General features: G+C 69.1%; 18 protein-coding genes, 1 tRNA gene and 1 pseudogene. 10 read left to right on the forward strand and 10 right to left on the reverse strand.

Annotated elements, in window-relative coordinates:
* The first annotated feature begins 3 nt into the window (after window positions 1-3).
* Window positions 4-813, forward strand: a complete 810-nt coding sequence (locus tag BCM27_RS03950; protein ID WP_033205830.1) for a transglutaminase-like domain-containing protein — start codon at window positions 4-6, stop codon at window positions 811-813.
* 5 nt (window positions 814-818) lie between these two features.
* Window positions 819-1,943, forward strand: coding sequence for a zinc-binding metallopeptidase family protein (locus BCM27_RS03955; protein ID WP_004022774.1), 1,125 nt, complete (start codon window positions 819-821; stop codon window positions 1,941-1,943).
* Here BCM27_RS03955 and otsB read toward each other — a convergent pair.
* The 4 genes from otsB to BCM27_RS03975 form a co-directional block, all read right to left on the reverse strand.
* A complete protein-coding gene (otsB, locus tag BCM27_RS03960; RefSeq protein ID WP_004022775.1) occupies window positions 1,940-2,728 on the reverse strand; it encodes a trehalose-phosphatase in 789 nt (262 codons plus the stop codon). The two genes, BCM27_RS03955 and otsB, sit on opposite strands and share 4 nt — an antisense overlap.
* Window positions 2,725-4,212: an alpha,alpha-trehalose-phosphate synthase (UDP-forming) gene (locus BCM27_RS03965; protein ID WP_081487036.1), complete on the reverse strand. Its 1,488-nt coding sequence runs from the start codon at window positions 4,210-4,212 to the stop codon at window positions 2,725-2,727. The genes otsB and BCM27_RS03965 overlap by 4 nt, the downstream gene beginning before the upstream one ends.
* Window positions 4,213-4,252: 40 nt before the next feature.
* Window positions 4,253-4,414: a hypothetical protein gene (locus tag BCM27_RS25850; protein WP_010842782.1), complete on the reverse strand. Its 162-nt coding sequence runs from the start codon at window positions 4,412-4,414 to the stop codon at window positions 4,253-4,255.
* Between the two features lie 168 nt (window positions 4,415-4,582).
* Window positions 4,583-6,079: a threonine/serine exporter family protein gene (locus tag BCM27_RS03975; RefSeq protein WP_004022778.1), complete on the reverse strand. Its 1,497-nt coding sequence runs from the start codon at window positions 6,077-6,079 to the stop codon at window positions 4,583-4,585.
* A 168-nt stretch (window positions 6,080-6,247) separates the two neighbouring features.
* Here BCM27_RS03975 and BCM27_RS03980 point away from each other — a divergent pair, with 168 nt between their 5' ends.
* Together BCM27_RS03980 and BCM27_RS03985 are read left to right on the forward strand one after the other, a co-directional pair.
* Window positions 6,248-6,634 (forward strand): RidA family protein, encoded by a 387-nt coding sequence (locus BCM27_RS03980; protein ID WP_004022779.1) that lies wholly within the window; start codon window positions 6,248-6,250, stop codon window positions 6,632-6,634.
* Between the two features lie 68 nt (window positions 6,635-6,702).
* A tRNA-Thr gene (locus BCM27_RS03985) sits at window positions 6,703-6,774 on the forward strand.
* 73 nt (window positions 6,775-6,847) lie between these two features.
* On the opposite strand, the gene BCM27_RS03990 is transcribed toward BCM27_RS03985, so the two are convergent.
* Window positions 6,848-7,201: a hypothetical protein gene (locus BCM27_RS03990; RefSeq protein ID WP_004022780.1), complete on the reverse strand. Its 354-nt coding sequence runs from the start codon at window positions 7,199-7,201 to the stop codon at window positions 6,848-6,850.
* A 72-nt stretch (window positions 7,202-7,273) separates the two neighbouring features.
* On the opposite strand from BCM27_RS03990, the gene BCM27_RS03995 reads away from it, so the two are divergent.
* Window positions 7,274-8,908, forward strand: a complete 1,635-nt coding sequence (locus BCM27_RS03995; protein ID WP_239450653.1) for a carboxylesterase/lipase family protein — start codon at window positions 7,274-7,276, stop codon at window positions 8,906-8,908.
* Window positions 8,909-9,175: 267 nt separating this feature from the next.
* On the opposite strand, the gene BCM27_RS04000 is transcribed toward BCM27_RS03995, so the two are convergent.
* On the reverse strand, window positions 9,176-12,982 hold the full coding sequence (locus tag BCM27_RS04000; protein WP_004022782.1) for a WD40 repeat domain-containing protein: 3,807 nt from the start codon (window positions 12,980-12,982) through the stop codon (window positions 9,176-9,178).
* Between the two features lie 479 nt (window positions 12,983-13,461).
* On the opposite strand from BCM27_RS04000, the gene BCM27_RS04005 reads away from it, so the two are divergent.
* Genes BCM27_RS04005 through BCM27_RS04020 form a run of 4 tightly spaced genes read left to right on the forward strand, consistent with a single transcriptional unit; the run spans window position 13,462 to window position 16,552 of the window.
* A complete protein-coding gene (locus BCM27_RS04005) occupies window positions 13,462-14,646 on the forward strand; it encodes a winged helix DNA-binding domain-containing protein (protein WP_033205853.1) in 1,185 nt (394 codons plus the stop codon).
* 43 nt (window positions 14,647-14,689) lie between these two features.
* Window positions 14,690-15,052 carry an ArsR/SmtB family transcription factor gene (locus BCM27_RS04010; RefSeq protein WP_004022784.1) on the forward strand — a complete coding sequence of 121 codons (363 nt, stop codon included), beginning with the start codon at window positions 14,690-14,692 and terminating at the stop codon, window positions 15,050-15,052.
* Window positions 15,049-16,149, forward strand: coding sequence for an ACR3 family arsenite efflux transporter (gene arsB, locus BCM27_RS04015; protein ID WP_004022785.1), 1,101 nt, complete (start codon window positions 15,049-15,051; stop codon window positions 16,147-16,149). Before BCM27_RS04010 ends, arsB begins: the two co-directional genes overlap by 4 nt.
* Entirely contained in the window at window positions 16,142-16,552 is a 411-nt protein-coding gene (locus BCM27_RS04020) for an arsenate-mycothiol transferase ArsC (RefSeq protein ID WP_004022786.1), read from the forward strand. Before arsB ends, BCM27_RS04020 begins: the two co-directional genes overlap by 8 nt.
* Window positions 16,553-16,556: 4 nt before the next feature.
* On the opposite strand, the gene BCM27_RS26235 is transcribed toward BCM27_RS04020, so the two are convergent.
* The 3 genes and pseudogenes from BCM27_RS26235 to BCM27_RS04035 all read right to left on the reverse strand — a co-directional run bounded on the left by BCM27_RS26235 (window position 16,557) and on the right by BCM27_RS04035 (window position 18,195).
* On the reverse strand, window positions 16,557-17,087 hold the full coding sequence (locus BCM27_RS26235; RefSeq protein ID WP_004022787.1) for an HNH endonuclease signature motif containing protein: 531 nt from the start codon (window positions 17,085-17,087) through the stop codon (window positions 16,557-16,559).
* A gap of 137 nt (window positions 17,088-17,224) precedes the next feature.
* Window positions 17,225-17,680 (reverse strand): annotated as a pseudogene (locus tag BCM27_RS26240) (DUF222 domain-containing protein); the annotation flags it as partial.
* 29 nt (window positions 17,681-17,709) lie between these two features.
* A complete protein-coding gene (locus tag BCM27_RS04035) occupies window positions 17,710-18,195 on the reverse strand; it encodes an ArsI/CadI family heavy metal resistance metalloenzyme (RefSeq protein WP_004020649.1) in 486 nt (161 codons plus the stop codon).
* Between the two features lie 97 nt (window positions 18,196-18,292).
* On the opposite strand from BCM27_RS04035, the gene BCM27_RS04040 reads away from it, so the two are divergent.
* Complete coding sequence (locus BCM27_RS04040) at window positions 18,293-18,655, forward strand: Rv2640c family ArsR-like transcriptional regulator (RefSeq protein ID WP_004020648.1); 363 nt, start codon at window positions 18,293-18,295, stop codon at window positions 18,653-18,655.
* Between the two features lie 37 nt (window positions 18,656-18,692).
* Here the strand turns inward: BCM27_RS04040 and BCM27_RS04045 are convergent, their stop codons facing one another.
* Window positions 18,693-18,932, reverse strand: coding sequence for a three-helix bundle dimerization domain-containing protein (locus tag BCM27_RS04045; protein ID WP_004020647.1), 240 nt, complete (start codon window positions 18,930-18,932; stop codon window positions 18,693-18,695).
* Window positions 18,933-18,961: the final 29 nt, after the last annotated feature.

Consider the following 18,961-nt stretch of genomic DNA (forward strand, 5'->3'; position numbering starts at 1 on the left):
CCCATGACGCTGCCCCGCGATGTGTCCGCACGGCTCGAGGTGCGGGTCGACGACCCCACCGAACTGGAGATGCAGATCACCGTCGCCCGATTGCCCGGACTCCAGCTCGAGGAGGAACTCAAGGTCGAGTTCGACGGGCGGCCGGTGACGCCGGAGGAGATGATCGGGTCGCACGGATCCCGGATTCACCGGTTGCAGCTCGAGCGCGGCCTCCTGACGATCGACTACCGGGCATCGGTCCTCACCCCCGCCGATCCGATACCCGTCGACCTCACCGACCGCTCCACGTATCTGCGTCCGAGCCGATATGCCGAGTGCGACAAGTTCTTCGGATTCGCCGCGGGTCAGTTCGACTCGTCTCTGCCTGACGGCGAGATCCTGGATCAGGTCGCCGCCTACGTGTCGGACCGGCTCAGCTACATCCCCGGGACGAGCGACCCCATCGACGGCGCCGCCGACACCCTGCTCGCCGGTGCGGGGGTGTGCCGCGACTACGCGCATCTCGTCGTCGCGCTCCTGCGGGCTCTCAACATCCCCGCCCGCCTCGTCGCGGTCTACGCGCCGGGCTGTTCGCCGATGGATTTCCACGCCGTCGCCGAGGCGATCGTGGACGGCGAGTGGGTGGCGGTCGACGCGACCGGACTGGCCCCGCGGCAGAGCCTCGTGCGGATCTCGACCGGTCGTGACGCCGCCGACACCGCATTCCTCGACAACCACCGCGGCTCGATCAACCTCAACTCCTACGAGGTGACGGCAACGGTGCGCGGGGCGCTTCCGATCGACGACGGGAGCTCGCGCATCCGGATAGGGTGAGCTGCGTGCACGCGCTCACCTGTCCGGTCTGCAATGCGTTGTCCGGCTTCGATCGCCAGACCTGCCCGAACTGCGGGACGACCGTCGGCGTGCACCTCCCGTCGCGGTCGTTGTACGCGGTCGCGGCGGACGGGGTCGAGATCGGCGGTCTCCGGTGGGTCAGATGCTCGTTGTGGGACCGGACGCATTGCAACTGGCTGACCCCGGCCGAGGTTGCCGAGGACAGCATCGGCCTGCGGGGGCGCTGTTTCCCGGAGTCGCTGATCCGTCGTCAGCCCGACGCCGAGGACACCATCGCCCTCGAGAAGCTCGCGTCGGCGTCGTTCGATCTGCGGCTGCTCGTGTATCAACTCGTCGACCTGGGGCTGCCGGTGGAGCCGTTCTGGCGCACCGAGGGTGGCCTGGCGTTCGACCTGTTGTCGAGTCAGACCCTCGGTCGGCCGGTGACGATCGGTCATGCGGGTGGAGTGGTCACCATCGACCTCGCCGAGACCCAGGACGCGTATCGCGAGCGGCTCCGGGTCGACCTCGGTGAGCAGTACCGCACGATGCTCGGTCACTTCCGGCACGAGACGGGTCACTACTACCAACATGTCCTCGTCGAGACCGATCCGGGCGCTGAGCGGTACCTCGATCGGTGCCGGAACCTGTTCGGCGACGAGCGCGTGAGCTACGCCGATGCGATCACGCGGCACTACCGGTTCGGGGCACCCGAGAACTGGCACGAGTCGTTCATCTCCGAGTACGCCACGATGCACCCGTGGGAGGACTTCGCCGAGTGTTTCGCGCATTACCTACACATCACCGGAACCATCGACACCGCACGGGAATCCGGACTCAACCTCGATGCCCAGCAGGTCCGGTTCACGATGGAGCGTGACATCGTGCCGCTCCGGTCGTATGCCGACGAGCCGATCGAACGGTTGCTCTACGACTGGAAGTGGTTGTCGCTCATGTTGAATCGGGTGAACGTCGCGATGGGCCGCCGGCCGCTGTACCCCTTCACCATCCCCGAGCCGGTCGTGCGCAAACTCGGTTTCGTGCACGAGGTCATCCGCGAGAGTGCCCGCCGGGCGGTGACGACGGACCCGCTCGTCGCGGCGCCGGCCCAGGAGGGCGTCGCTCCCTAGCCGACCGACGCCGTGCGCGCCCGCTGTTCGGCCACGAACGCGAGAACTGTTGCCACGTCGCCGGTGTCGGCGATGCGGAACTCCGCGGCGGTGTCGCCCTCGCCGACCTTGATGCCGATGTCGCCGTCCTCCGGTCGGAGGTGGGCGAAGGCCTTCTCGTCGGTGACGTCGTCACCGAGGTAGATGACCGCGTCGGCGCCGATCCGGTCGCGCAGGGTGTCGAGCGCATGCCCCTTGCTGGTCTCGATCACCGCGAGTTCGAGAACGGCCTTTCCCTCGGTGGTGTGCACACCGGGCCAGGAGGCCGGACCGGTCCGGACACGGTCGAGTGCCGCGACGGCGTCGGCCTCCGACGCGTTGCGCACGTGCAACACGGTGCTGGCCGGTTTGACCTCGACCGTGCTGCCCGGGAAATCGGCGGCGATCGAGGACAACTCGTCGATCAACCGGTTCAGCAGGGCACGGGCATCGTCGGTGATCTCGACCGCGAACCCGGACTCGAACTCGCTGCCGTGGCTGCCGACCAGTACCACCGGGGCGTCGAGGCCGGACAGCGCAGCGAGCACGGCGCGCTCGCGACCGGACACGACGGCGACGACGGTGTCGGGCAGTGCGGCCGCAGCGACGAGAGCGTCGATCGACGCGGGGTCGGGGACGGCGTCCTCGGGACGCGCGACGATCGGTGAGACACATCCGTCGTAGTCGCTGGCCAGGAGCAGCACCCCCACGCCGGCGGCCCGCGTCAGCGCCTCGGTGAGCTCTTCGGGAATCCCGTTGTCGCTCATTCCGCTTCGTCCACCAGATGAACACCCCGGTTGGGTGACAGCTCGGTGTCGGAGTCGGCGCCGAGGGTGCCGAGGAAGCTCTCCGCCCACTTCGCGACATCGTGTGCGAGGACCTGTCTCCGCAGTGCGCGCATCCGCCGCCTGCCCTCGTGTTCGCTCTGTTCGACGGCGGCCTCGATCGCGTCTTTCACGCCGTCGAGGTCATACGGGTTGGCCTGGTAGGCCGAGCGCAGTTCGGCTGCGGCACCGGTGAACTCGCTGAGCACGAGCGCGCCGCCCAGATCGCCCCGGCAGGCGACGTACTCCTTGGCGACGAGATTCATGCCGTCGCGCAGGGGAGTGACCAGCATGACGTCGGCCGCCACGAAGAAGGCGAGGAGTTCCTCGCGGGGGACCGGTCGGTGCAGGTACTGCACCACGGGATGTCCCACGGTCGCGTACGTGCCGTTGATGTTCCCGACGAGCTGCTCGATCCCGGCGCGCATCTGCTTGTAGCTGTCGACGCGTTCCCGGCTCGGCGTCGCGAGTTGCAGCATCACCGTGTCGGCGGGGTCGAGGCGCTTCTCGGCCAGCAGCTCCGAGATGGCCTTGAGCCGGACGTCGATGCCCTTGGTGTAGTCGAGCCGGTCGACGCCGAGCATGATCGTCTTCGGATTGCCGAGTTCACGGCGGATCTCGGCGGCGCGCTCCCGGATCTTGCGGGTCTTGGACTGCGCGTCGAGCTCGCCGGACTCGATGGAGATGGGGAAGGCGCCGACGCGCACGGTCCGGAATCCGACCTGGACCACGCCGAAACGTGACCGCACGCCGACGGTGCCCTTGCTCGTCGCCTGACCGGCGAGGCGCCGGGCCAGGAAGAGGAAGTTCTGCGCCCCGCCCGGCAGGTGGAATCCGATGAGGTCGGCGCCCAGGAGGCCCTCGACGATCTCGGTCCGCCACGGCATCTGCATGAACAGTTCGACCGGCGGGAACGGGATGTGCAGGAAGAAGCCGATCTTGACGTCGGGCCGCAGCATCCGCAGCATCTTGGGCACCAGCTGCAGCTGGTAGTCCTGCACCCACACGACGGCGCCCTCGCCCGCGGCCCTCGACGCCGCCTCGGCGAACCGCCGGTTCACCTCGACGTAGGTGTTCCACCACTCGCGGTGGTACTCGGGTTTGACGATGACGTCGTGGTAGAGCGGCCACAGCGTGGCGTTGGAGAAGCCCTCGTAGTACTCGGCGATCTCCTGCGTCGACAGGGGGACCGCGTGGATGTCGATGCCCTCGATGTCGGGGTTGTCGTCGGAGTCGGGAATTCCCGACCATCCGACCCAGGCGCCGGTGTTGGCGCGCAGGATCGGTTCGAGCGCGGTGACGAGCCCACCCGGGCTCCGCTTCCAGTTGACGGTGCCGTCGGGGAGGACTTCTTTGTCGACGGGCAGACGGTTCGCGACGACCACGAACTCCGCCCCGTCGTGGGCGGCCCGGTCGGTGCCGGTCACGCCCTCGGGGTGGGTTTCTCCTGCTCGCGGAGCCACCTGGTCAGGCGTTCTCGCCCGGCGCGATCCCCAGCATGGCGAACAGCATCCGGCACTCGTCGGCGTCGGTCGCGTATGCGGCGACGACGCGGCGCGCCGAGTTGGCGGTCTCGTCGGCCACCGGTTCCAGTTCTTCGTCGGCGATGTCGGTCGTCTTCGCGGGCATGTGAGTCCCCTCGTTGTGCGGCATGTGTGCGTTCGGTGCGCGATGGTCAGGCGGCGCGGTGGTGCGGTGTCTCGGACGATTCGCCCGGTGGCGAAGTGGCCGTCGACGGCACGCCCGACTCCCTATTCTACCCGGGCATCGCCGGTGCTCACGGCCAGCCGCCTCGGGTCAGCGCCGCGGTGGTGGTGGACGCCATCGGTTCGCGCGGGCCCGGCGTCCGGCGGCGTGCGCCTGGCGTGCCTCGCGATCCTCGCGCAGGGCGATCCGGCGGCGGAGTCGCCAGTCCGGACGGGGCGGCAGTTGGGGACGGCGCAGCGACCGGGCGACGAACTCGCCCAGGGTGACACCCGCGGCCAGTGCGCAGCCGATGGCCAGCGCGTTCGCGATCCAGGTGAACCCGTCGAGCGTCTGGTCCCCCAGGATGCCGTAGAGCCCGCGATAGACCGCGAGACCGGGTAGCAGCGGGGTGATTCCGGCCACGGCGACGACGAGCGGAGGCGTCAGCGCACGGCGTGCGAGCAGACCGCCGATCAGCCCGACGAACGCCGCCGCGAGACCGTTCGCGATGACGTCGCCGATGTCGGTGAACGTCGACGCGGCCGCCACGGCGGTGCCGATGAAGCCGCCGAGGAACGCCACGCCCAGCGCCCGCGTCTCGGCGTAACTCGCGAGGGCGTACGCGCACGCGGCCACCGCACCCGCGACCACGCGGATCGGGAGTTCGACGACCTCGAAGCTGGTCGTCGTGGTGATCGTCGGCAGGAAGATGCCACCCGCCTCCAGAATCCGGATCGCGACACCGACGCCGGCGATGATGCCGCCGGTCATCAGCAACAGTTCGAAGAACCGGGCGACCCCGGTGATCGGTGCCCCGGTGATCGCGTCCTGGACCGACCCGACCAGCGACAGCCCGGACAGCAGCACGACGATGCCGGCCGCGATGACCTGCGACGGCGCGATCTGGACACCGAGCCGCTCGGCCGCGGCGAAGACGAGGGCGGCCGGGACGACCGCGATGAAGCCGCCGGTGAGCTGCTGGAAGAAGACGGGGGTCCTGATGCGGTTGAGCCAGCGGTTCACGGTGACCGTCACGACGGTGGTCAGGAAGGCGAGTGCGGCGACGAGGTACTCGCCACCGAGCAGGACCGCGATGCCCGACGCCATGATCCCCCAGGCGGTGGTCGCCAGCCAGTGCGGATAGGGGTGGGGTGCCGTGATGATCTCGTCGACCATCTGGTGCGCCGTGGACGGACTGATGAACGAATCGCGGATCCGACGGACGAGCCGGTCGACCTGCGCGAGTCGCGTGAAGTCCATCGAGCGGTAGTAGACCTGCTCCATGGTCGTGATGGGCGGGAGCGTCGCGCCGCGCCGGGCGCTCACCACGATCGTGTTGTAGGTGACGTCGACGTCCACGTCCTCGAGGCCGTAGACGCCGGCGACGAACTTGATCTGGGTCTGGGTGTCGATGGCCCCGGTGCCCGAGTCGAGCAGCACCGCACCGATCTTCGTGGCGAGGTCGAGGACCTCGGTGATGGCCGCGACGTCGAACGGTTCGATCGGCTTGCGCGGCGACACCATGATGCTGCCGGGTTCGATGGTGTCGATCGTCGCCTGCCGGCTGCCGCTGAGCCGACGCAGTACACGGCCGATCTGTTCGCGCACGCAAGGCCTCCTCGGGTCGATGGTGGAGTGCTCGCGGGGTAACCGACACCCGGCCGGTTCAACCCTGACAGGAGACTGGATACACCTCCACCGTCCGGGCATCACGGGCAGGGTCGGTGCAGGAGTCGGCAGCGGTGGTGGCCGGGGCCGCTCGTCTACGATCGCGGCATGTCCTCCGTGCAGATCAACGGTCCCCGAGACGGTCACACCCGCAGCGCCACGGTGAGTCCCGGAAGTCTCGTCTTCACCGCCGGCGCGGCGCCCATCGACGCCGACGGCGCGACCGTCGCTCCCGGGAACGTTCGCGAACAGGCCGTGCAGTGCATGAAGAATCTCGAGGCCGCACTGGTCGAGTCCGGCGCCACACTGCGCGACGTCGCCAAGATCACCGTCTTCGTCGCCGAGCACCTGCAGGCCGATCTGGAGGTCGCGTGGGACGCGGTGACCGAGGCCTTCGGCGACCACAAGCCGGCAGGCAGCCTGCTGGGCGTCTCGGTCCTCGCCTACGACGAACAGCTGGTGGAGATCGAGGCGGTCGCCGCGATCCGGGGCTGATCCGGCGGCCCGTGCCGGCCGGGTGCCGGTGAACCGGATGGCGGTCCGGCGGATATACTCGCTCGCGCGCCTCCTTAGCTCAGTGGTAGAGCACTCGCCTTGTAAGCGAGCGGTCGTCGGTTCAATCCCGACAGGGGGCTCCGAGGACGAACGCCGCGCACCGATCCGGTGCGCGGCGTCGTCGTTTCACGAGCCCCGCTCGCCGGGGGTCGGCTACCAGATGACCGCGAGGCCCGCGGCGAGGAGGGACAGGGCACCGACGGCCCAGAAGAGGGGACGCGGGACGGGCTCGCCGGTGCGCTTCTGCCGTGCGCTCCCGATACCGAGAATCGCGCCGAGGACCACCAGGATCACCAGTTTGATGCCGATCTTGGGGTAGTTCAGGTCGATTCCGGCCGGCCACGGCGCCGCGAGCGCGAGCCCGGTGAGCAAGGAGAGCAGGATTCCGTAATCCATCACGCGGGTGACGCGGAACTCGCGCGCCACGAGCTGGGTGACCCAGGCGCCGAAGGTGACGGCGAAGCCGATGATGTGCAGGAAGATTACGACGTTGCGTAGTAGCTCCATGGGGTCACCCTACCCAGCAGACGCACCGGAGTTCTGGACAACCGGAACAGGTTCACGGTGCACGATGGACTGATGAAGCACGACGAACCGGGCACGCCCACGACTCCGCCCGTCTTGGCGGGAGACGCAACGACCGGCCCACGCCCGCTGGCCGAGACCCGCGTCGGGACCTACCGTGGCGTCGTCGGCGAACGGGCCGACGTGTGGCGGGGGATCCGGTACGCGCGTCCGCCCGTGGGCGGATTGCGGTGGCGTCGTGCGGTTCCGCTGGAGGAGAGCGACGCGCCCGAGGAGGTCGTGGACGCCGTCACCTTCGGTGCGGTGTGCCCGCAGCAGTTGAACCCCGCGGTCCGCCTCGGCCCGGACGTGGTGATGGACGAGGACTGTCTGTTCCTCAACGTGTGGACCCCGCCGGGCGCCTCCGAGCATGCCGACGAGGCGGTCGGACTCCCGGTGATGGTGTGGCTGCACGGCGGCGCCTACGTGCTGGGGTCCGGGGCCCAGCCGTTCTACGAGGGCTCGAACCTCGCCGCCACCGGCGACGTCGTCGTGGTGACGCTCAACTACCGACTCGGGGTGCTCGGCTTCGCCGACCTGTCGTCGATCGACGAACGGTTCGAGTCGAACGCGGGACTCAGCGATGTGCTGACCGCACTGCGCTGGGTGCGTGACCACATCGCCGCCTTCGGTGGCGATCCCGACAAGGTGACGGTGTTCGGCGAATCGGCCGGGGCGGGTCTGGTCACCGCGCTGCTCACCATGCCGGCCGCGGCGGGGTTCTTCGGCCGCGCGATCGCGCAGAGTTCCCCGGTGACATCGATGTACGGGGCCGACCGGGCGGCGCGGGTCGCGACGCAGTTGCTCGAGGTCGCCGGAATCGACGCCGGTGAACTCGATACCGCCGAGATCGTCGAGCGGCTCGACGAACTCGACGGCATGACGTGTTCGGCGATCACCACCACCCTGTTCGAGAAGATCCCCGGCGAGACCCCGGGGACGATCGCGTTCGCTCCGGTCATCGACGGCGATCTGTTGCCCGAGCACCCCCTCGACGTCTATCGCGCGGGTCGCGCGCATCCGGTGCCGCTGATCATCGGGACAAATCGCGACGAGGCAAACCTGTTCAAGTACATGAAGTCTCCGCTCATGCCGATCACCACCGCCGACATCGAGCGGATGTTCGCGGGGATGGCGAAGGAGTATCCGGACGTCGTCCTGCCGGAGCGTGCGCAAGTGCTCTCGGCCTATTCGGGCCTGCGGCCCAAGGTCACCGGGCTCGGTGTGGCCCGCGATGTGGCGTTCCGGATGCCCACGTTGTGGCTCGCCGAGGCGCACGCACGCTCCGCGCCGGTCTATGTGTACCGGTACGACTGGACGACGCGGATGTTCCGGCTCCTCGGGCTCGGCGCCGCCCACGCGACCGAAGTTCCTTATGTGTGGGGCAATCTGGGCTCCGGGCCCCGCGACGTCACCTTCTTGCTCGGCGGCCGTAAGCAGGGAGAAGCCGTGTCGGAGAGGATGGTTCGACGCTGGACCGCCTTCGCGCACGGGCAGGAGCCGGATGCCGGGACGCTCGGCGATCCCTGGCCCACCTACGACTCCGGTCATCGCCCGGTGCTGCGCATCGATGCCGAGGATCGGGTCGTACAGAATCTCGACGGCGACATCTGGGAGGCGTGGGGCGACGAGGTGCTCGGCTTCCGCTGAGACGCGCGCTCTGCCGCCGCGTCGAGGTCACCAAGTGGCTTCGACTCGGCTCCTCGCTCCGCTCGGTGCCGGCTCAACCAGCGGTTGGGGCGTCCCCCTGCGCCGGCCGAGCCGCGTCCCCCTGCGCCGGCCGAGCCGCGTCCCCCTGCGCCGGCCGAGCAGCGCCGTCTCCCTGCTGGCCGAGCCGCGTCCCCCTGCTGGCCGAGCCGCGTCGACCGAGCGCAGCGAGGACGCCGCGTGTCGAGGTCGCCTGTCGGTGAACGACATTCAGTCCCGGCCACAGTTCGCGCGCACGTCGACGTGTGGGAGATAGGCGTCGCGCTGCGCGTCGGTGAGGGGTGCGGTGCTCGCGCAGATCCAGTCACGGGCCACGTCGAGATCGAGCGTGTGCCGGTAGACGTTCCCGGTCGTGTCGCCGCCGGCGATGATCTCGTCGTCGGACGGGAGCCGGACCGGTAGCTGCCAGGTGGTGGTGGTGTCGGTGGTGGCGAGCAGGGTCCCGACCGGTTGGCGATCGCCGAGCCGCCCGTCGTCGCCGAGCGCGAAGCTGATCAGTTCGTGCGTGGCGGTGCCCACCGCGATCCGGTTCGGCGCCATCGACACCGTGGAGGCGAACATGTCCTCCCGGCGGTCGAGGAGTTCCGGCTCGGCGTCCGTGCCCGTCGGGGGCAGGCGCCAGGTGGAGAGGTCGCGGGAGGCGACCACCAGCACCTCGCCGTCGTCGTCGAACGCGGCCTGGGCGATCGGCGCGTCGTCGGTGATGACGTCGATCGGGTCCGGACTCGGCGACGTGAGGTCGTACAGGTAGACGCGTTTGTCGTCGGAGGTCAGTGCGAGCCGCGTGCCGTCAGGGCTGAAGGCGGCGTTGCGGATGAGGTCGGTGGGCCCGCGGAGCGGGGCACCCACCCGCCGTGGGGCGCCGGGCACCGACGTGTCCCACAGGGCGACGGTCGTATCCGTGTCCCCGGTCGCGAGCAGGTTCCCCGAGGGCGCGAAGACGACCGGGAAGGAATAGCGGGTGGCGACGTCGAGGGCCGCGGCGCGGCGCGGGGCCGCGGTGTCGGTGATGTCCCACAACTCGACGAGCCCACCGTTGTTGTTCGCCGTGGCGGCCAGGGTGCCGGGGCCGTTGAGGCTGACGCGCGGATGGTCGTTGACCCGACGCTGGATCGGGGTTCGTGAACGCAGCGTGAGACCGCCCGACGTCGTCCACAGGTTCAGGGTCGTGTCGGAGCCGACGGTCGCCAGGACCCGTTGTGCGGCATCGGTGCCCAGTCCGGTGATCGTTCCGCCGCGGTCGGGTTCGGTCCGGCCGGGCAGGCTCCAGACATCGATGGTGCCGTCGGACCGACCGGACACGAGCTGTTCGCCGCTCGGGTCGAACCGGGCGGCGAAGGTGCGTACCGAGCCCTGCTCGGAGGTGGTCTGCAGCGCCCACTGCAGGGTCGGCGAGGTCGGATTGGCGGTGTTCCAGACCCGCACGAGACCGTCGGCGCGGGCCGAGGCCAACTGCGCGCCGGAACCGTCGAAGCCGATGGACCACGAGCCCGCGGTGCTGTTGGGCAGGGACGTGCTCAGCGGGCGGGGTGCGAGCGGGTCGGCGACATCCCAGAGTTGGGTGTTGGGGCTGTCGCCGGTGACCGCGAGCGAGCGACTGTCGGGGCTGAAGGCGACGGCATGGGTGATGCTGGGGAAGCCGGTGAGCGGCGGGCCGAGCGGCCGGGGTGCCTCGCCGGTCGTCCACAGTCGCACGGTGCGGTCGTCGCCGCCGCTGGCGAGGACGCGTCCGTCGGGGCTGAAGGACAGGGTCCGCGCCGCGGCGGTGTGCCCGCGCAGAACGGCTGTCTCCCGGATCGATCCGGCCGGGGACACCGCGTAGACGGTGATCGTGCCGTCGTCCGACGACGCGGCCAGCGTGCGGCCGTCGGCGGCGAACCGCACCATGTAGACCGTGCCGTGACCGGGGGACACCGTCGTCGCCAGTCGGGGTCTCGACACGTCGGTCAGATCCCACATGCGGACGGAGCCGTCTCCACTGCTGCTCGCCAGCAGCTGTCGGGTCGGATGGAAGTCGGTGCTGGTGACGTAGTTCCCGAAGCCGCGCAGGACGGCGGTCTCGCGATAGTCCGACGCCTCGGACCTTGTCCAGACCCGTACGGTCCGGTCGCCGCCGGCCGACGCCAACCGGGTGCCCGTCCGGTCGAAGGACAGGTCGTAGACCGGGCCGGTGTGGCCGGTCAGCGACGTCACGAGCGGCGTCGTCGCGGCCCCGCGCAGCCGGCTCGCCACGGTCGGGTCGTCGGGATAGAGGTGGTGCGCGACGAGCAACAACCGCGCCGCCAGCGACGGGTTGGAGTACTGCATGCTGTCGATGTGGGACAGCAGTGCCGACCGTTCGGCGGCGTTGCGCTGTTGCCGGAGGTCGTGCGCCTGCCGGAACCCGATCGCCGCGGTGATGGACGCGGCGATGGCCAGCACCACGATGACCGACACCGCACCGAGTCGGGTCAGGTGCCGCTGCCGCTGCATGGCGACCGCGGCATCGAGGAAGGCGTCGTTCTCTCTGCTCAACAGGTGCAGATAGTCACTGCGAAGGGTCCGTCGGCGGCGCTGTGCGTCGTCGAGGCGCGACCCGGTGTAGAGGAAGGACCTGCCTCGACCGTTGGCCAGCCAGGCGGCGCTGTCGGCGTCGACCTGCTGGCGCCACAGGTGGTTGTCGGTGTCGTCGGCGATCCACTCGGCCAGACGTGGCCACGCGGTCAGCACGACGTCGTGCACGAGCATCACCGAGTCGGTGGACACGGTGAGCAGCCTGGCCTGGGCGAACTCGTCGATGACGGTGGCGACCTCGGGCGGGAAACGGTCGGCGATGGTCGCGGTGGACAGCGGCACGCGCAGCGCGATACCGGCCGGACCGACGTGCACGAGGGCGAGCAGAACCGCCCGTGCGAGGTCCCGATGCCGCGGATCGATCGCCGCCCAGGCGGCCTCGGCGGTGTCGGCGACGGCGCGGGCGATGCCGCCGGTGGCCCGGTAGCCGGACAGGGTCATCCGATTGCCGCTGCGGCGTGCCCAGGTCGCCTGCAGAACGTGTGCGAGCAACGGCAGGCGGCCGGCCCGGTCGCCGCCCGTCGAGGCCTCGTACAGCTCGGCGATCATCACGTCGGCGAGTCCGGTCTCGATCCGGCCGCCGGCGAGCCGCACGGGCGCGGTGATCACCTCGCGCAACTGTGTGCGGGTCATCTCCGAGACGATCACGCAGCGGTGTTGCCACGCGTCGGCGAGAAACGGGTGCTCGACGCACTGACTGAAGAAGTCGGCTCGCACGCCGACCACGACGACGGTGTCGGACGCGAGGTCCTCGACCCGTCGCAGCGTCTCGGCCCGGAGCGAGTCCTCGAGAGAGAAGACGTTCTCGAACTGGTCGATGACGATGACCGCGTCCTCGGTCGTCGTCTCCGTGGCCTCCGCCGTCTCGGGGTCTTCCGTTGCCTCGGTGGTCTCCGGATCCGGCGGGTCCGCGATGACGAGACCTTCCGGGGTGATCTCGCCGAGTCGGGGCGCGGGCAACCGGGCGTCCCGGGCCAGGCCGGCGCGCAGCAGCGACGACTTGCCGGACCCCGACACCCCGGTGACCACGACGAGCCGAGACGCGGGGGCAAGGGGCGGCGGGCCCGTACGCGCCGCCAGGATCGCGTCGACCAGGGTGCCGACGACGTCGTCGCGCCCGAAATACATCTGACTGTCGGCCGCGGTCAGGGTGGCCAGTCCGGGAAACGGGCGCGCGTGCTGCGGCGCGGACGGCTCGGCGCCGGTGGTCTCCTCCGGCGTCCGACGGTCCCACATCTCTCGCCACTGCGGGATGGTCAGCGCGTCGTCGGCACCGGCGGCGACGGCGCGCGCCGTCAGCCAGACGAGCAGCGGTTCGACGGTCGCGAAGTCCCGGGGGAGATGCCGGCCGTTGCGCCAGTCGCTGATCCGCTGCGCGGACACCCGAGCTCGGGACGCCGAGGCACGCAGGGTGGGACGTCCTGCTTGCACGAACAGTCGCGCGAGTGCCTCACCGAAATCCACTCAGCCGTTCCCATGCTCGCCCCGACAGTTCGACCGCACCATCATGCGGTAGCCGAACCCCCTGCGCCACCATCGACGACCCGATGTGGCGACGGCCACATCCGCGCCTCGCGTGCCCGTGCCCGCCGGCGGAACAGCCGCCGGATCCGGAGCCGGTTCTGTCCGGTCCGGATAGTCCGTTAGCGGCGTGAGCTGCGCTTTCGCGCGCTGTTTCGGCTCGGGGGTGGATTGGGCCGCGTTCGTGGGGTCTGCTGGTGGGGCGCAACCCGACGGGGGTCGGGAAGCGCACAGGTTGCGTCGGTCGAAGGACACACGGAAAGTGTCGCGAACACTGCCCGTCGGGGGCTGTGTGTCGTTCGGCCCACACGACCGCGCGGGTGCCGGACACCGGGTCGACGGGGTCGGCGGTCTCCGGCACCCGCGTCCCCTCCTCGCGCCGGGCCACTTCTCTTGTCAGCACGGCTCACTACGATCTCTCCATGCTGATCACCGACGCCCAGCGTCGCGCACGCCTCATGCGCCGGGCCCACCTCGATGCGTGGTCGCGCGCTGCCGACGCGGTCGAGGCGGCCGCCACCATGGTCGGTCTGCACGCCACCACACCGTCGACGGTCCATCTGGCCGCATGGGCTCGCGTCGGTCCGGGCCTCACCCGCGACTCCGTCGACGCCGCCCTGTACGAGGATCGGACGCTCGTCAAGCACCTCGCCATGCGACGCACACTGTTCGTGTTCCCGCGCGACGTGCTGGCCGAGTCCGTCGGCGCCCTGGGGCCGCGGATCTCGGCGTCCGAACGCACCAACATGTTGCGGGACCTCCGGCGCAGTCCCGACTTCGACGACCCGGAGGGCTGGATCGAGACCGCCCGGCAGGCAGTCTTGGCCGAACTGGCCGGCGGGGAGTCGCTGACGTCCACCGAACTGCGGGAGCGGTTGCCGGCCCTCGACGGGTACATCACCCACGGTGCGGGCACCTCCTGGGCGGGACGCGCCCCGATGGGCCCCCGGGTGCTGAACATGCTGGACGCCGAAGGTGCGATCGTGCGTGGGCCCAACCGACTGGGCTGGCATCTGTCGCGGCCGGCGTGGACGTCGATGCCGCTCTGGCTCGGTGAGGAGCTGCCGCCGATCAGCGTCCACGACGGGCATTGCGCACTGATCGGGCGTTGGTTGCGAACGTACGGACCCGGTACGGAGACCGACCTGGCGTGGTGGCTGGGCTCGACCAAGACCGCCGTCCGCGCGGCCCTCGCCGAACTCGAGACGATCCAGGTCGACCTGGAGGGCGGCGGCGTCGGTCATGTCCTGCCCGACGACACCGGTGACGACGGCATAGGGGACGAGCCGGTCGAGCCGCAGGCCGTGCTCCTGCCCGAACTCGACCCGGCCACCATGGGTTACAAGGAGCGCGGCTTCTATCTCGGCCCCCACACCGCGCAGGTCTTCGACTCCGCGGGCAACGGCGGTCAGACCGCCTGGTGGGACGGCCGCATCGTCTGCGGCTGGTATCGCGGGCCCGACTCGTCGATCGACATCATCCCGCTGGAGCCGCTGTCCCGGGATGCGCGTCGAGCGCTCGACGCCCGGGCCGAGGAACTCGCGGCGTGGTTGGGCGACGAGCCGTTGAAGACCGGATATGCGGCGCCTTATGCGCGGGGGTTGTGAGGTGGCCGGTTCGGGTTGAATCGACATATGTCAATATTGACGAATGTCGAATCAGAACCTGTTGTCGGCGGTTCCCCGCGGATTGACGGCCGGCGAGGCGGAGACCGCCGCGCCGGTGTTGAAGGCGCTCGCGGATCCGGTCCGGTTGCGGTTGTTGTCCGAGATCGCGGCACATCCGGGAGGTGAGGCGTGCGTGTGCGACATCTCCGGACCGTTCGACGTCTCGCAGCCGACGATCTCGCACCATCTCAAGGTGCTGCGAGAAGCCGGGCTGGTGACGAGTGAACGGCGGGCCACCTGGGTGTACTACCGCGCGAACACCGATGCGCTGCACAGCCTCTCGGTCCTACTGGGCGATCTCTCGTCGGTGGTCGGCGAGTCCCGTACGTGCGAGCCGGGCCGATGAGCACGGTCGATACCGGGGTGGCGGGCAAGTTGTCGGTGCTGGATCGGTTCCTGCCGGTGTGGATCGGTGCGGCCATGGTCGTCGGTCTGCTGCTGGGTCGCACCGTTCCGGGCGTGGGGGACGCGCTGGCGTCGGTGGAACTCGACGGCATCTCGCTGCCGATCGCTCTCGGATTGCTGATCATGATGTATCCGGTGCTGGCCAAGGTGCGCTACGACCGACTCGACTCGGTCACCGGCGACCGTCGCCTGCTGCTCGGCTCACTGGTGTTGAACTGGATCATCGGGCCTGCGCTGATGTTCGCGCTGGCCTGGCTTCTGCTCCCGGACCTGCCGGAGTACCGGACCGGCCTGATCATCGTCGGCCTGGCGCGCTGTATCGCGATGGTCATCATCTGGAACGACCTGGCGTGCGGTGACCGCGAAGCCGCTGCCGTCCTGGTCGCGCTGAACTCGGTGTTCCAGGTGATCATGTTCGCCGCGTTGGGCTGGTTCTACCTCTCGGTGCTCCCCGGGTGGCTCGGGCTGGAACAGACGATCATCGACACCTCGCCGTGGCAGATCGCGAAGTCGGTGTTGATCTTCCTCGGCATACCGCTGATCGCCGGCTACCTCACCCGCCGCATCGGTGAACGGACCAGGGGCCGCGACTGGTACGAGTCCGCGTTCCTGCCGCGCCTCGGACCGTGGGCGCTCTACGGGTTGCTGTTCACCATCGTCGTCCTGTTCGCCCTGCAGGGTGAGCAGATCACCTCGCAACCCTGGGACGTCGCGCGTATCGCGCTTCCGCTGCTGATCTACTTCGCGGTGATGTGGGGCGGCGGTTTCCTCCTCGGCGCCGCGATGGGACTGGGTTACGAGCGGACCACCACACTGGCGTTCACCGCCGCCGGCAACAACTTCGAGCTCGCGATCGCCGTCGCGATCGCCACCTACGGTGCGACCTCCGGTCAGGCTCTCGCCGGAGTCATCGGACCGCTGATCGAGGTCCCCGTTCTCGTCGGCCTCGTGTACGTGTCTCTCGCGTTGCGGAAGCGATTCACCGCCCCTGCCGCTGTCGGACCAGATGTGTCGAAGGAGCCTGCTCGCGATGTCTGATCGTCTCGAGGTGCTGTTCGTGTGTGTCAGCAATCGCGGCAAATCCGTGATGGCAGAGCATCTCACGCCGACGGTCACCGACCGGATCGCGGCGTCGTCGGCCGGAACGAGCGCCAAGATCGGCGGCGAGGTCAACGAACTGTCCGCGCACGTGCTCGCCGAGATCGGCGTCGACGCCGTCGGACATCAGCCGCGGCAGCTGACGGATGACCTGATGCAAGCCGCGGATCTGGTCGTGGTCGTCGGCACTGCCGAGGTCACCCCGCCCGACGGAGTGAGTATCGAGGTGTGGAACACCGTCGAACCCGCTGACCGCGGCGTCGATGGCCTCGAGCGGATGCGGCTGATCCGCGACGACATCACGACTCGTATCCGCGACCTCACCGACCGTCTGCAGCGGTGAGCATTCAGAACGGTGGTGGGTTGGCGGCGTTCCACGCGTCAATCTCGCGACGGTGGGTGATGGTGCGGGTTTCGCGCTGATCGGCGAGCGTGCTGCGGGCCGGATGGTCGGGTGGGCGGCCGGGTACGAGGTAGCCGAACAGGTCGCGGCCGTTGAAGGCGTTGCCGACGAAGGTGTGTCCGGTCGGGGACTGGAACCAGGCGGTCAGGTACTCGTCCTGGTAGTCCCGCCACATGCCGAAGGTCTTGATGCGGTGGTGGAACCGGCACAGCGGTTTGAGGTTGCGCTGGGTGGTCGCGCCACCGGTCGAGGGTGAGTGGTGGTCGAACGGGGTGGTGTGGTCGAGATCGGTGGTCCACACCGGCTGATTACAGCCGGGGAAGGTGCAGCACAACTCGCCGCAGCGCACCAGGTTCTGGAGTGTGCGGCTCGGGGTGTAGCGGGATTCGGCTTCCGCATCGGCATGAATGCCGGTGGTGACGAAGGAACGACGCGCATCGGCGAGCAGTGAGCGCATGGTGTCGTCGGATTCCACTGCTGCCGACGGTCTTCCATCTCCGGCTCGTTGACGGTGTCGTCGAGGTCGACCGGTTTGGGCACCGGAGCGCAGTGTGGGCAGCGGCACGGCAGGGTGTCGAGGTGGGCGGCGAGGGCGATCATCGCGTCGACGCGTCGCTGCCTTTTGTTGCGGGGGTCGTCGGGGTGCACGGAGGCGGCCATCGCGTCGAGTTGGGCGTTGCACGCGGCGGCGTCGGTGACCGGGAGGCTGCCGGTGATGCGGGCTTGGCCGGGCTGGAATCGGTCGGGTGCGATGGTGATGTGGCGATCGCGGGTGGCGCGCTCGCGGCGGCGGCGGACCGCGTCAGGGGCGTGTCTGGCGACGATCGCGTCGACCAGGGTGGTGAACTGGGTCGTCGACATCGGGGCGCGGGCCAGGATCGCCTCGGCCAGATGGGCATCGACGGTTTGCATGTCGCTGTCGGAGACGTAGTCGGTGCGTTTCATGGCGATGGTGAAGCGGCGTTGGTCTAACCGTCCGCAGGCCAGCGTGTTGCCGGTGAGCATGAGGCGGTAGCGCAGGACGTCTCCGGTGCGGATGAGGTCACGGGCTTGCGCGGCGGGGATCATCACCCACCGACAAGAACGACGACGCTCGGTCAGCAGCAGGTTGTGCGAGCGTCGGCGGGGTCGGTGGCGCTACCGCCGCAGCAGACCGAACCTGTGCCGGATTCGTCGACAGCGTTCTCGGCCAACAACTTCGGGCTCGTGCCGAACGTATCCGAGTCCGCGAGCACGGTGTAGATCTCCCACTTCTCGTCGCTCGGTCCGGTCACCCACACCTTGTCCTGGGTCGCGAAACAACAGGTGGAGTCGATCTCCTCCTGCGTGAACAGCCCCGCGCCGGAGAGTCGGTCGATCTCGGCATGCACGGTGTCGCTCGACTCGACTTCGACGCCGAGATGGTTGATCGTGCCGCCCCGGCCCGGGTTCTCCAGAAGGACCAGTTTCAGGGGTGGCTCGACGATCGCGAAGTTGGCATAACCGGGCTTGCGTTTGGCCGGGGCGGTGTCGAACAGCGTGGAGTAGAACTCGATTGCTGTATCGAGATCATCGACGTTGAGCGCGAGCTGTATACGGGTCATGACGAACCACCTCACCTGTGAGACATATATCGAAATAGGGGCACCTGCAGGATCCCACCTTTTCGGCATATGTCAATAGCGAGGGTATGGTCGGGTCATGCCGAAGACGTTGCCGATGGTCGACATCAGTGCTCCCATCTGCTGTGCACCCGTGTCCGCGGCGCCGCTCGACGACGCGACTGCGCTCGAGATCGCCCTGAGGCTCAAGGCTCTTGCCGACCCGGTGCGGATCAAACTCGTCTCGATCCTGCTCGCCGATGGAGGCGATGGGATCTGCACGTGCGACCTCGCGACCGCGGTCGGCCTCACCGAGGCGACGACGAGCCATCACCTGGGTCAGCTGCGCAAAGCCGGGATGGTCTCGCCCGAGCGTCGCGGGATGAACGTCTATTACCGGTCGAGGCCGGAGTCCTTGGAAGCTCTACGCAATGTTCTCAGCGCGACCACCGGATGCTGCTGACCCCGGGGACCACGCGTCGAGTGTCGGCCTGGCCGGATCATTCCCCCCCGTGCGGCGGGACGGCAGTCGGATCGGCCATCACGTCGGTGCCGCCCAGGGTCTTGTTCGCGCGGCGTTCCACGAGCAGCGGCACGAAGTCGCGGACCTCGGTCCCCTCGAAGTGCTTGTACGCCGTCTCGACCGCGGCAGCGACGTCGTCGGGCGACCGGTGCGAGTAGAGGCCGATGAGCCGGTGCTGGACTTCACTGATCTGGCGAAGTTCGTCATTCGCATCCATGCACACAATTTAGAGCGTGCGCAGCACTT

Origin of the sequence: Gordonia terrae, from assembly GCF_001698225.1 — a bacterium.
GTDB lineage: Bacteria > Actinomycetota > Actinomycetes > Mycobacteriales > Mycobacteriaceae > Gordonia > Gordonia terrae.